A 13,034-nucleotide genomic window follows, 5' to 3' on the forward strand; every position below is an offset into this window, starting at 1 on the left:
AGCACCTGAAACCGCATTAAACAACCTCAAAAAGGTATATAAGGAAATCTAATTCGGCTAATAATCGATTTAAATTCAGAAACTTAAGCATCAAAGACGATGAAATCAGTAAGTTTATGTTTGTTGTAATATTTGTTATATTTAGGTTAGAACGCTTATTACAATGAGAACCCAGATGTCTGCTGAATTTATTATCAATGATGATATACAGGTCAATTTAGAAGAGAGTGAAATCCATCACTTTAGGACAGGCCGTACTTACCCAATAGGTTCTAATGAGTCAGAGCTGCTTAAGTTTTTTATCTCTAGACCCAATGAGGTAATCACTCGCCAAGTGCTTATTGAACAAGTGTGGGTGTCTAAAGGCATATACGTTGAAGATGGCAGCCTAATGCAAACCATCTCTATTTGCCGAAAAGCATTAGAAGATAAGAGCGGGATGATCATCGTCACTGAGCGCGGTAAAGGGTACCGATTTGCAGGGCAAGTGACACAAGACAAAGAACGCGCGCTGCGAAAACTTCAAGCGCAACCAAAACAGGAAACGAAACAACCAGAAGACCGTACAACGACAGAAAGCTCAACAACCAAAGCAACTGCCGCACCGAAAAAAACAAATAGTATGTTAGCACTGGTTGCATTATTTGTTGTGACTGCAGGTTTATCCCATTATCTGTTTTCTTATTTAGATAGAAACCGACTAGGCGAAGATCTCGTAGGCCAGCATTTTATCTCTTGTAAGATTGAATCCGAGGAGTTCACTTTTAATGAGTTATTCAACGTGACGCTTTACGAATATAAGGGGCGCAAAATCATCATCGATAATTCAGGAAAATCTCTGAGCTTCCCTGCCGAGTTTAAAGGAGTTACTTGTGAATAAAGAAAAGCAGATATTCGTTATTGTCGCTCTATTGGGTATTTTGGTCGGCTGGTTAACAACCTTTATTCCGCAAGAACACCTTAAAGGTCATTATTTGGCCAATACAGCATCGGTAGTCAATCCACCTGAAAAAATAATTTATAATCAAGCTTCGGTGAATATTGAGTTTAAGAAGAATAATAGTTACGAGCTGTTATATGTTTCGACTAGAGAAGCTGGTTTCACATCGTCCGGAACTTACGTTGTCACTCAACACGATATTTCGCTAGACGAAACTCAACACGAACAGATCATCCCAGATAGAGATCTCTCGTTTTATGAGAAAGTCATGATCAGTGAAGGTGCTGTGCTTTCTTCCGATGCAATGACCTACATTCCACTGAACGACAAAGAACTGTTGTTGGTGACGCAGCGAGGAATGATTCATTTCTGTAAAAAGGTGGCATGTGCTGACTTGCCCGCATATTCAATTTCGGATCCGGACGTAAATATCAACTAACCTTCCCTCACTAACAAGTCGAACTCTGTAACTTTTGTGTGGCTTAACTCTGACGCCTAATTCCCAATTAAACAGGCGTCAGATTTTAATCTTCTGATTCTAATCTCTTGAATCAAAAAACACCTTCCTGAATGTAAGAAATAGCCCTTTCCTTTTGATTTCTACCACTAAGCCAAAAAAAACATAATTTTATAAATCAAAACCTTCATATGCAACCTCACACCACAAAAGTGATCCAAGCTATATTCTAGCAAACGATATGATTTGTTTATTAACATCTAAACAACAGTAGTTATGCATGATTTACAACCACAATTAACATCGCAAAAAATGTTTGTCTTAGATCATATCAACCTCAACTATGCCTCGTGCCACAGTGCAGTTTTCTGTACATTCATTGTCATATTCTGAAACACTTTCTTATATTTTTTAAACTTTGTGGAGATTTCTATGTTAGAGCTCTTGATCGGATTAGTGATTACCATCGCTGTTGGTTACTTTATTGTGAAAGGCTATAAAGCAGCAGGCGTATTATTAACTGCTGGCCTTGCCCTACTCCTTATTACTGGCCTTATTGGCCACACAGTTTTACCAGCTAAGGTAGCTTCAACAGGTAACATGGTTACCGACTCACTAGAATTCGTTAAGTACATGCTTCAATACCGCGGGGGCGGCCTAGGCATGCAAATCATGCTTCTGTGTGGTTTCGCTTCATACATGACTCACATTGGCGCGAACAACGTGGTAGTAAAGCAATTTTCTAAACCACTTGCGGCTATCAAGTCTCCCTATGTACTTCTTGTTGCGGCTTACATCGTAGCGTGTCTAATGTCTCTAGCAGTAAGTTCTGCAACAGGCCTTGGTGTGCTGTTAATGGCGACCCTATTCCCAATGATGACGGCAATGGGTATCTCTCGCCCAGCGGCAGTTGCAGTTTGTGCTTCACCAGCAGCAATTATTCTTTCACCGACCTCTGGTGATGTGGTTATCGCAGCAGAAAAATCAGGCATGTCTCTTGATGTATTTGCGGTTCAAACGGTATTGCCTGTTTCTATCTGTGCAATCATTGTGATGGCAGGCGCGGCGTTCTTCTGGAACAAATACCTAGATAAGAAAGAAAACACACCAATGGAGAAAGTAGACGTTTCTGAAATTGAAACGACCGCACCGGCTTTCTACGCTGCACTTCCATTCTTACCTATCATCGGCGTTTTTCTATTCAACGGACGCACTATCCCTGGGCTTTCACTTGATATCTATACCATTGTGGTAGGTTCTATCTTCGTGGGTGCAGTTATTGATTACGTTGTTAAGAAGTTTGACGGCGAGAAAACACTAGAAGACCTAGATTCTTGCTACCAAGGTATGGCTGACGCATTCAAAGGCGTGGTAATGCTGTTGGTTGCGGCTGGCGTATTTGCTCAAGGTCTAATGTCTATCGGCGCGATAGATAACCTAATCGGTCTTGCTGAATCGGCAGGCGCAGGCGGTATCGCATTAATGCTTATCCTGACAGGTCTAACGGTTGCAGCTGCTATCGCGACAGGTTCTGGTAACGCACCGTTCTATGCATTCGTAGAACTGGCTCCGTCATTGGCTGCGAAAATGGGCTTAAATCCTGCGTTCCTAATCATCCCAATGCTTCAAGCATCGAACCTAGGTCGTACCATCTCGCCAGTATCTGGTGTAATCGTAGCGACATCTGGTATGGGTAAAATCAGCCCATTTGAAGTCGTTAAACGTACTTCTGTACCAGTAATCTGTGGTCTTATCACAGTTATCTTCGGTACGCTTGTATTGGTTCCAATGGCTGCTTAATTACAAAGCCTCGAGCAAAGTAATAAACAGGTATAAAATGCGTAAACAAAAAGGCGCTGAACTTAATAAGTTCAGCGCCTTTTTTAATTTTACTTTCTCTGCATCGTTAAAACTATCGAGGTATGTTTAAACAGTAAGGCTTGAAATAGTTTTATTTCAAAGGAACAAGCCCTACTTCATTTCACCATAGCGTTCTAGATACAAAACCGTTGCAGCAGTACGAGAAGGCACTTGCAGCTTTTTCAGCAAGCTTTTCATATGTACCTTAACTGTCGATTCAGAAATAAACAGGTGATCTGCTATCTGCTTGTTGCGGTAACCTTTCGCGACTTCTTGAAGGATTTGCATTTCGCGTTCAGTCAGTTGGTCGAAGATATCATTGCGGCTACCAGCGTCATTTAAGTAACGAGCAACCACACTGCTGTAAGCCTTGTCACCGCTGTGTGCTTGCTTAAGCAATTCGATTAACTCATCTGGTTCTGTGTCTTTCAACAAGTAGCCATCAGCGCCGGCTTTTACAATCGCTTCAATGTCTGCAGGGCTATCTGAAACCGTGAGAATAACGATGTTAGCGCTTGAACCATCAGTACGAAGTGCTTTCAGCGTATCAAGTCCAGACATACCTTTCATATTAAGATCCAATAGGATCAAATCAGGTTCTTCTTCATGGGCAAGAGCGACCGCTTCAGTACCGTTACTTGCTTCTGAGATCACTTCGAATTCATCTTCAAAGCTCAGTAATTGGCTTATACCTCTGCGCATCAATGGATGATCATCAACCAGCATTACTTTACAAATCGTCAACTTTAACTTCCTTCAAACTTTTATATTTCAATATGACTGTACAGCCTTCACCTTGAGCCGCTTCAATCGTTAAGTCGCCATTCAGTCTTGCCGCACGCTCCTGCATAATACTCATCCCGTAGTGGTTCGTCTTGGAACTACTAGAGTCAAAGCCATCTCCATTATCTTTAATCACGACTAATACTTCACCGTCCTCATCGATACAGCATACATCTATCAAGTCGGCATTGGCGTGTTTTATTGCGTTTATTGTTGCTTCGCGAATCAATTGAAGCAAGTGAACCTGACTATGTGCATCAAGCTCTATAGATGAAAGAGTATTGGTGAGGTTAATCTTTGCATCTGTTCTTTCACTGAGTTCTTCAAGCATGGTGCTTAAAGCATCTCCGAAATTGCCCTCTTTTATCGTCAACCTAAAGGTTGTGAGCAACTCTCGTAATTGAGTATAGGCATCCGCTAAACCGTTGCCGATTTCCGACGCTATTTGTTCAGATTGCTCTCGATGTTGCTGTTCTGGCAATTTGCCAATCACGCGCTTCAACAAAGTCACTTGGATTTTCAAATACGACAGTGATTGAGCCAATGAATCATGAAGTTCACGCGCAATAGTGGCGCGCTCTTCCATTATAATAAGCTGTTCTGCCTTCTTCTGCGCACGATTATAATAGATCGCTCGTGATAAGAGTTGGATAAAACTCTCAATCAGCGTCTTGGTTGAGTGACCATGATGATATGAACAATATAAATAGCCTAGGATAAGCTCGTTATCATCCAACTTCATTTCAAACTTTTCATAGTCCAAGTTGGAATCATACCCTTCGTCCATAATCAACGAACGACCCGAATTATCGGCAATCTCAAGCCTTAACGACTCTATCCCTTCTAAGCTCACGAGGTGCTGTAGGATAGCTCGGAAGTTCTCTGGGGCGATACGTGTTACGGTGAGCTCTTGTGAAGAATGATACAAAGCCTGTAGCGATTGGTTGGCGTTTTGCAGCTCAACCGTCTTAGCATCCACAACATCTTCTAGATTTCGGTAAAGCACTCCTAAGTCTTTGGCCATCGAGTTAAACGTTTTAGTCAAAATACCTAGTTCGTTATTATTGGTGACCTTTAATTCCACCTCAAAATCACTGTTTTTTATTCGTTGACTGGCCCTAACGAGTGCATGCAAAGGCTTAACAACTTGTTTACGGACAAAATGAACAACAAAAAGAGATATGACGAGAATCCCACCTAAGCCAATTCCACCAGCCCATGCCAACTTTATCAATTTGTCTTCAGAGAACTCTTGCAGTTTAAAAACAAAGCCATCGATTTCTGCAACGAAGTTTTCAACCAACACAAGGTAGTGCTGACGGTCTTCACTGTTCAATACTTGTTTCAGTTCATGCCAACGACCAATAATTAAATAGTAATCTTCTGTGATGTCAGTTGGAACATCCCAACTGACCAAGTTGGCCATAGATGGCGAATAAAGTGAACTTTCAAATTCACGAATATGGGATTCGTAATCGACGGATTCTATTTGAATATCATGGGCTAAACGATAGCTCTGCATACGCATTGAGCCAGCCACGTTAACCGCTTCCGCATCATTTAAACTTGAAGCCAAAGTAAAGATGGCAAAGCCAGTTGTAGCAACCGACAACAGCAGTATAAAAAGCAATGATTTTGCTATTGTGCTCGTGACAGATGAAACCGGTTTTATAAGCAAAAGTGCCTTCCTATTGATAAATGACTTGTCAGCGATATCGTATTGTCACACATCAAAAATCATAGCTCCATTCAATATGTGATCACTCGCTCCGTAATTTATTGATCTAAGACAATATATGCCCCCAATTAGCCCTTAGGGGGTATTTATACAATTGTTTCTAAAACTACACTACTTATGAGGACAAATTACAAGATATTAATGAAATAATGGCCTACAATTACAACATCTTAGCAACATCTATAGGTATCTAGTGGTAGATCTATCAAAACGCCGTCTGTTCTCTAGAAGAAAAGTGGATTCAAGCCAGATTCGTTTGCCTTGGATTAACAACCTAGAAAGCTTTACAGATGACTGTACTCGCTGTGGTAAGTGCATCGAGAATTGTGAGACTAAGATAATCATTGTAGGCGATGGTGGTTTCCCCACTGTCGATTTTTCTATTGATGAGTGTACGTTCTGCTATCAATGTGCAGATGTTTGTCCCGAACCTATTTTTAAGCCAAAGCAAGGAGAGCCTTGGCAAGCAAAAGCACATATCTCTGATAAGTGCTTAGCGAAACAAAATGTTGAATGCCGAAGCTGTGGTGACATGTGTGAACCTATGGCCATTCAATTTCAACTTAGAGCAGGCAGTGTTGCTCTACCAAAAATCAAGTTAGATGAGTGTAGCGGTTGTGGAGCCTGCGTAGCAGTTTGCCCTACTTCAGCTATTCTTGTGAGTAATGCATAAAACAAAAATAACGAGAGCAATTTATGGCACTAAATGAAGTGCATATATCAAGTTTAGTCGTGCATGTGAGCCCAGAGCATCTAGACGAGATCAAAGCACAAATCGAGCAGTTCGATAATGCAGAGATTTACGGCAGTAGCCCTGAAGGCAAAATCATAGTGGTCCTAGAAACCGAAAACCAAGGTTTTGTAACGGATACCATCGAAGAAATTAATAATATTACGAACGTTTTAGGGACAGCTTTGGTTTATCACCAAATCGAAACTGGACTGGACGAAACGGATTTAGAAACTGGAAGCAACAATTCTCAACTTGAGGGTGAAGTATGAAAATGACAAGACGTGCGTTTGTGAAAGCAAACGCAGCTGCATCAGCGGCAGCCGTTGCAGGTGTAACTCTACCGGCAACAGCAACCAACCTGATTGCTAGCTCTGATCAAACAAAAATCACGTGGGATAAAGCGCCTTGTCGTTTTTGTGGTACGGGCTGTTCGGTACTAGTAGGTACTCAAAATGGTAAAGTGGTCGCAACTCAAGGCGACCCAGAAGCTCCTGTGAACAAAGGCCTTAACTGTATTAAAGGCTACTTCCTTTCAAAAATCATGTACGGCAAAGACCGTCTTGAGACTCCCCTACTGCGTATGAAAGATGGTGAGTTCCATAAAGATGGTGATTTCGCACCAGTATCTTGGGACAAAGCTTTCGACGTAATGGCTGAGAAATGGAAAGCTTCACTGAAGAAGAACGGTCCAACAGGTGTTGGTATGTTCGGTTCAGGCCAATGGACAGTAATGGAAGGCTACGCAGCCGTTAAGATGATGAAAGCGGGCTTCCGTTCAAACAACATCGATCCAAACGCTCGTCACTGTATGGCTTCAGCGGTAGGCGCATTCATGCGTACTTTCGGTATCGATGAGCCAATGGGTTGTTACGATGACTTTGAACACGCAGACGCATTCGTACTGTGGGGTTCAAACATGGCAGAAATGCACCCTGTATTATGGACTCGTATTACAGACCGTCGTCTAAGCCACCCACACGTTAAAGTAAACGTACTGTCTACTTACTACCACCGTTCTTTCGAGCTTGCTGACACTGGTTACATCTTCAACCCTCAGTCTGACCTTGCTATTGCGAACTTCGTAGCAAACTACATCATTCAAAACGATGCAGTTAACTGGGACTTCGTGAAGAAGCACACACACTTCAAGCAAGCAACGACAGACATCGGTTACGGTCTTCGTGACGATGATCCACTACAGAAAGCAGCTGCGAATCCTAACTCAGGCAAAATGACTGATATTAGCTTCGAAGAGTACAAAGCTTCTGTTGCTGAATACACAGTAGAGAAAGCGTCTGAAATGTCAGGTGTATCTCAAGACGACCTTATCAAGCTAGCTAAGCAATACGCAGATCCAAACATCAAAGTAATGTCACTTTGGACTATGGGTATGAACCAACATACTCGTGGCGTATGGATGAACAGCCTTGTGTACAACATCCACCTTCTTACAGGTAAGATTTCTACTCCAGGTAACAGCCCATTCTCACTAACTGGCCAACCATCTGCGTGTGGTACAGCTCGTGAAGTTGGTACGTTCTCTCACCGTCTACCGGCAGATATGGTTGTTGCTAACCCTAAACACCGTAAGATTGCAGAAGACATCTGGAAACTTCCAGAAGGCACTATCCCACCGAAACCAGGTGCTCACGCTGTTGTTCAAGACCGTATGCTTAAAGACGGTAAGATCAACGCTTACTGGGTAATGTGTAACAACAACATGCAAGCTGGCCCAAACATCAACACTGAACGTCTGCCAGGTTACCGTAACCCAGACAACTTCATTGTATGTTCTGACCCGTACCCAACGGCAACAGCTCAAGCTGCTGACCTTATCCTTCCAACAGCAATGTGGATCGAAAAAGAAGGCGCTTACGGTAACGCAGAGCGTCGTACACAAGCATGGTACCAACAAGTTAAAACTGTAGGTGAAGCGAAGTCTGACCTATGGCAAATCATGGAGTTCTCTAAACGCTTCACTGTTGAAGAAGTTTGGGGCGAAGAGCTTCTTGCTAAAGCACCTGAGCATCGTGGTAAAACGATGTACGACGTGCTTTACAAAAACGGCAACGTTGATGCATTCCCACTGTCTGAAGCTCAAGAGCTTAACGACGACGCACAAGCTCAAGGTTTCTACGTTCAAAAAGGTCTATTCGAAGAATACGCAGCCTTTGGTCGCGGCCACGGTCACGATTTAGCACTATACGATCGCTACCACCAAGTTCGTGGTCTACGTTGGCCTGTTGTTGACGGTAAAGAGACACTATGGCGCTTTAAAGAAGGTTCAGATCCATACGCTAAGAAAGGTTCTGATTGGGACTTCTACGGCAAGCCAGACGGTAAAGCACTGATCATCAATGCTCCATACGAAGCGCCACCAGAAGTACCAAACGATGAATACGATATGTGGCTATGTACAGGTCGTGTTCTTGAACACTGGCACACAGGTACTATGACTCGTCGTGTACCAGAACTTTACAAAGCAGTACCGGATGCACTTTGTTACATCCACCCTGCAGATGCTAAAGCTCGTGGCCTTCGCCGTGGTGATGAAGTTCTTATCGAAAACAAACGTGGTGAAGTACGCGTTCGTGTTGAAACTCGTGGCCGTAACCGTCCACCACAAGGCTTGGTATTCGTACCATTCTTTGATGCAAGAATTCTGATCAACAAGTTGATCTTGGATGCAACGGATCCTCTGTCTAAACAGACGGATTACAAGAAGTGTCCAGTTAAGATCACTAAGGTTTCTTAATAGCCAAGCGCTTTTAGAACCTAGATACAAGATCTAACGTATTTAATATTGCGACTACTTTTTTCGTTACTTTTTGAAAGAAGTAGTCCACTCAAAGAATTAGCCTTTAGGCGGAGAAATTAACCATGAAAAAACTGATTACTGCCCTACTATCAGCTGGTCTTTTGCTAGCTGGTGCAGTTCAAGCTGAAGCTGAGCTGGATAACCCAGGCGGCATTGGTGGCGTAGAATCTCTACGTGGTGCAAGTGAACTTGAAGCAACTCGCGCAGCAGATGACTTCAAAAAGTTCCCTCGTGACCAAGTACTTGAGAGTGACTACGTGTACCAACCACCTCTAGTGCCTCATACTATTCGTAGCTATGAAGTTTCTCTTAACGCTAACAAGTGTCTTTCTTGCCACAGCTGGAAAAACGCAAAAGAAATGGGTGCTACTAAAGTGAGTGTAACTCACTACATGAACCGTGAAGATGCGGTACTTGCAGACGTATCACCTCGTCGTTACTTCTGTCTACAGTGTCACGTACCTCAAGCTAATGCTAAGCCACTAGTTGAGAACGAGTTCAAACCTGTAGATTCACTGCGTTAATCGTAGCCGGACTGTAAGAGAGGCTATATATGATAAAATTACTTAAAGCGTTTTGGAAAAGACTCGCGACGCCAAGTAAAGCAGCCGTAGGCGTTGTTTTATTCTTGGGTTTCTCGGGTGGTCTTTTGTTCTGGGGTGCATTCAACACGGGTATGGAGGCGACCAACACAGAAGAATTCTGTTCTGGCTGTCACGCACCTATCGTTGCTGAAATCCAAGAGACAATTCACTACTCTAACCGTTCTGGTGTTCGTGCTATCTGTTCAGATTGTCACGTACCTCATGAATGGACAGATAAAATTGTTCGTAAGGTTCAAGCATCTAAAGAGCTATATGCACACTTTATTGCGAAAACCATCAATACCGAAGAAAAGTTCAAGGCACGTCGTGCTCACCTAGCAGAACGCGAATGGGCTCGATTGAAAAAGAACGATTCACTTGAGTGTCGTAACTGTCACCAGTTCGATTACATGGACTTCTCAGAGCAGAGCCCTCGTAGTGCGAAACAACACTCGACTGCGCTAGCTTCTGGTGAAAAAACGTGTGTAGACTGTCACAAAGGTATTGCACACAAACTACCAGACATGCACGGCGTTGAAGGCTGGCAATAAGGAGCGATTGAATGAGTACTTTAGAAAGCGTAATTTGGCACATCCTAGGTTACAGCGCTATGCCAGTTATCATTCTTGGCGGCTTCGCAGGTGTTGCAGCCGTTTCTCTTTGGCTTTTATCTATGACTAAAGACAAAGAAATCGATTAACAATCGAGAACATGTCAACTTCTAGCAGTTACTTCTGATATGAATTGACACGAAAAAGCCACTGATTTCAGTGGCTTTTTTATTATCTGATGTTGAATGTCTTTACTATCGTGTGAGTTAGCACCTTAAGCTTCTTTTGCCTGAGCTTCTTTCTCTGCAGCCTCTTTATCGACAATAGGAAGCACCTGTTTTACATAGCTACCCGGCGCTTTACCAATCACAGGGTTAAGTTCTGAGCCTTGATTGAAAGGTTCGATTTTTTCGTCAACTTCAAAACCCTGTAACCACTGATTCCAATGTGTCCACCAAGAACCCTCATGATGAGTAGCATTAGTTAGCCACTCGCCTGCCGAATCGTCTAGGCTGTCATTCAGCCAGAACCCGTACTTATTCTTGTCTGGATGGTTAACAATGCCCGCAATATGACCAGACTCGCCAAGCACGAACGTCTTATTGCCGCCAGTGTTCAATGCACCACGGTAAGTCCCCTGCCACAACGCAATATGATCTTCTTTGGCTGAAATGAAGTAACTCGGTATTTTTATCTTATTGAGATCAATCCAAACACCGCCCACTTTCACACCTTTGTCTTGAACCAATTTGTTTTCAAGATACAGATCTCGCAGCAAGAAGTTATGACACTTGGCTGCCACGTTTGTGCTGTCACTGTTCCAGTACAGAAGATCAAACTCCATCGGGCTGCTGCCTTTGAGGTAGTTATCAATATAGTAGTTCCAGTACAAACTGTTTTCGCGCAGCAAACTGAACGTTACACTCAATGAGCGACCATCCATATAGCCTTTGGCGTCGTTCTGTTTCTCAATTGCATTGATGATGGTCTCATTGATATACGCGCCAACCTCTCCCGGTTGGGAAAAATCCAGTAAGGTGGTAAAGAACGTCGCGGTTTTGATGCGCTTTTTCATTCGTTTCGCAGCGTAGTAAGCAACTGTGGAAGCCAACACCGTACCGCCAATACAGTAACCAGCCGCATTGATTTGCTCTTTACCTGTGATGTCTTCAATCGCAGCTACGGCTTTAACCACGCCTTCCGTGACATAGTCACCAAACTCTGTATCTTTCTGCGCTTCACCTGGGTTGCGCCAAGACATCATGAATACGCTATGTCCTTGCTCAAGCAACCAACGCACCATCGAGTTCTTCTCACGAAGGTCAAGAATATAGTACTTATTGATAAACGGCGGAACGATTAACAAAGGCGTTGCATTGACCTGCGGTGTCTTAGGGTAGTATTGAATCAGTTCAAACAGCTCGTTTTGAAAAACAATATCACCTTCAGTGTTCGCAACATCCACACCCAATCGGAAGGCGTTATTATTGGTCATACGGATCTTGAGTATATCGGCGCTCGCTTCAACGTCTGCTTGCAATTGCTCTAACCCATCGAGAAGGTTTTCACCATTTCGCTCAAGCGTCAGTTTCATCAACTCTGGATTCGTTGCAATAAAGTTACTTGGAGAGAGAGCATTGATTGCCTGGCGTGAAAAGAACGCCACACGCTCTTTAGTTTTATCGTCAATACCTTCGATCGAGTTGATGGTATCGATGTAGCTTTTACTGAATAACAAATAAGATTGCTTGATAAAGCTATAAAACGGGTCGTTTTTCCACGCGTCATCAATAAAGCGCTTATCGCTGCGATCTTCTGAGATTACGCTCTCAGTATTTCCCATCAGAGCGGCATTCTGCCAGATCTTAAGTTGTTGTTCCCACCATTGAGATTGCAACTGAAGTAAAACGGCTGGTTGGTTGGCGGCTTGCTCGAAGATTTTTGATGCATCATCAAAGTTCAATTCTTGCATCGCTTGGTTTAGGGGAGATTGCGCGGCTTCCTTGTTTTGTTCAAAGCTTTCCCACCATTGCTGGTTTGTTTGTTGAAGTTTAACAAGGTAGTCCGAAAAGAAGTGTTGAAACATAACATGACTCCAATAATCGGAAAATCGCCACCGAGCCTCACAGTAAACACTGCGCTAACTCGATGGCGATTAAATTTATGCAGGTGTAACTGTTTTCAAGTTTTCAGTTGTTAGTGTTTCAACATCTTCTTTAAACTCTTTAGCCACAGCTTGAAGCTTTGAACTATCACTCATCATCTGTTGAGACAGTTGAGTTAGTGCTGCTAGTTGCTGGCTGTTGAAAGCCGTTAGGCTAGTCACGTCTTTGATTTCAGTCACTGCTTTCATTTGTGCAAGACCCATGTCCGTGTAAGTCTGCATCGCATTCATTTGCAGTTCTGTCATCGTTTGGACGTTCTTTGCAACCAACTTGTTGAACTTAAAGTACGGTTCAAATTGCTTTTCAGTTTGGTCAGTAATTGTTTTGAAAATATCCGTGTACATAAGTAACTCCTGATGAATACATAGTTTAATAAATTTGTGTAACTATCGTTTCAGCTAACCT

At 42.9% G+C, this 13,034-nt stretch carries 13 protein-coding genes; 9 read left to right on the forward strand and 4 right to left on the reverse strand.

The window, feature by feature from the left end:
• The first annotated feature begins 175 nt into the window (after positions 1–175).
• The 3 genes from OCV56_RS18295 to dcuC all read left to right on the forward strand — a co-directional run bounded on the left by OCV56_RS18295 (position 176) and on the right by dcuC (position 3,197).
• Complete coding sequence (locus tag OCV56_RS18295; protein WP_086714165.1) at positions 176–880, forward strand: winged helix-turn-helix domain-containing protein; 705 nt, start codon at positions 176–178, stop codon at positions 878–880.
• Positions 873–1,379, forward strand: coding sequence for a hypothetical protein (locus OCV56_RS18300; RefSeq protein WP_086714164.1), 507 nt, complete (start codon positions 873–875; stop codon positions 1,377–1,379). The genes OCV56_RS18295 and OCV56_RS18300 overlap by 8 nt, the downstream gene beginning before the upstream one ends.
• A 450-nt stretch (positions 1,380–1,829) precedes the next feature.
• Entirely contained in the window at positions 1,830–3,197 is a 1,368-nt protein-coding gene (dcuC, locus tag OCV56_RS18305; protein WP_009845449.1) for an anaerobic C4-dicarboxylate transporter DcuC, read from the forward strand.
• Positions 3,198–3,368: 171 nt separating this feature from the next.
• Here dcuC and OCV56_RS18310 read toward each other — a convergent pair whose 3' ends face one another.
• Together OCV56_RS18310 and narQ are read right to left on the reverse strand one after the other, a co-directional pair.
• Complete coding sequence (locus OCV56_RS18310; protein WP_086714163.1) at positions 3,369–4,001, reverse strand: response regulator; 633 nt, start codon at positions 3,999–4,001, stop codon at positions 3,369–3,371.
• The gene (gene narQ, locus OCV56_RS18315; RefSeq protein WP_086714162.1) at positions 3,988–5,718 is read right to left on the reverse strand and encodes a nitrate/nitrite two-component system sensor histidine kinase NarQ; all 1,731 of its coding nucleotides are present in this window, start codon (positions 5,716–5,718) and stop codon (positions 3,988–3,990) included. The genes OCV56_RS18310 and narQ overlap by 14 nt, the downstream gene beginning before the upstream one ends.
• A 253-nt stretch (positions 5,719–5,971) precedes the next feature.
• On the opposite strand from narQ, the gene napF reads away from it, so the two are divergent.
• From napF to OCV56_RS18345, 6 genes are all read left to right on the forward strand, one after another.
• Positions 5,972–6,451 carry a ferredoxin-type protein NapF gene (gene napF / locus OCV56_RS18320; protein ID WP_086714161.1) on the forward strand — a complete coding sequence of 160 codons (480 nt, stop codon included), beginning with the start codon at positions 5,972–5,974 and terminating at the stop codon, positions 6,449–6,451.
• A 23-nt stretch (positions 6,452–6,474) separates the two neighbouring features.
• A complete protein-coding gene (locus OCV56_RS18325) occupies positions 6,475–6,780 on the forward strand; it encodes a chaperone NapD (protein ID WP_019824440.1) in 306 nt (101 codons plus the stop codon).
• Positions 6,777–9,266, forward strand: coding sequence for a periplasmic nitrate reductase subunit alpha (napA, locus tag OCV56_RS18330; RefSeq protein WP_086714160.1), 2,490 nt, complete (start codon positions 6,777–6,779; stop codon positions 9,264–9,266). The genes OCV56_RS18325 and napA overlap by 4 nt, the downstream gene beginning before the upstream one ends.
• A gap of 125 nt (positions 9,267–9,391) precedes the next feature.
• Positions 9,392–9,853: a nitrate reductase cytochrome c-type subunit gene (locus OCV56_RS18335; RefSeq protein WP_017062614.1), complete on the forward strand. Its 462-nt coding sequence runs from the start codon at positions 9,392–9,394 to the stop codon at positions 9,851–9,853.
• A gap of 29 nt (positions 9,854–9,882) precedes the next feature.
• Complete coding sequence (locus OCV56_RS18340; RefSeq protein ID WP_009845456.1) at positions 9,883–10,464, forward strand: NapC/NirT family cytochrome c; 582 nt, start codon at positions 9,883–9,885, stop codon at positions 10,462–10,464.
• 11 nt (positions 10,465–10,475) lie between these two features.
• Positions 10,476–10,613: a TIGR02808 family protein gene (locus OCV56_RS18345; protein ID WP_004731329.1), complete on the forward strand. Its 138-nt coding sequence runs from the start codon at positions 10,476–10,478 to the stop codon at positions 10,611–10,613.
• Between the two features lie 125 nt (positions 10,614–10,738).
• Here OCV56_RS18345 and phaC read toward each other — a convergent pair whose 3' ends face one another.
• Positions 10,739–12,550 carry a class I poly(R)-hydroxyalkanoic acid synthase gene (phaC, locus tag OCV56_RS18350; protein WP_086714159.1) on the reverse strand — a complete coding sequence of 604 codons (1,812 nt, stop codon included), beginning with the start codon at positions 12,548–12,550 and terminating at the stop codon, positions 10,739–10,741.
• A 75-nt stretch (positions 12,551–12,625) separates the two neighbouring features.
• Entirely contained in the window at positions 12,626–12,973 is a 348-nt protein-coding gene (locus OCV56_RS18355; RefSeq protein WP_086714158.1) for a phasin family protein, read from the reverse strand.
• Between the last annotated feature and the right edge of the window lie 61 nt (positions 12,974–13,034).

The sequence above is a fragment of the Vibrio gigantis genome (assembly GCF_024347515.1).
GTDB classification, from domain to species: Bacteria; Pseudomonadota; Gammaproteobacteria; order Enterobacterales; family Vibrionaceae; genus Vibrio; species Vibrio gigantis.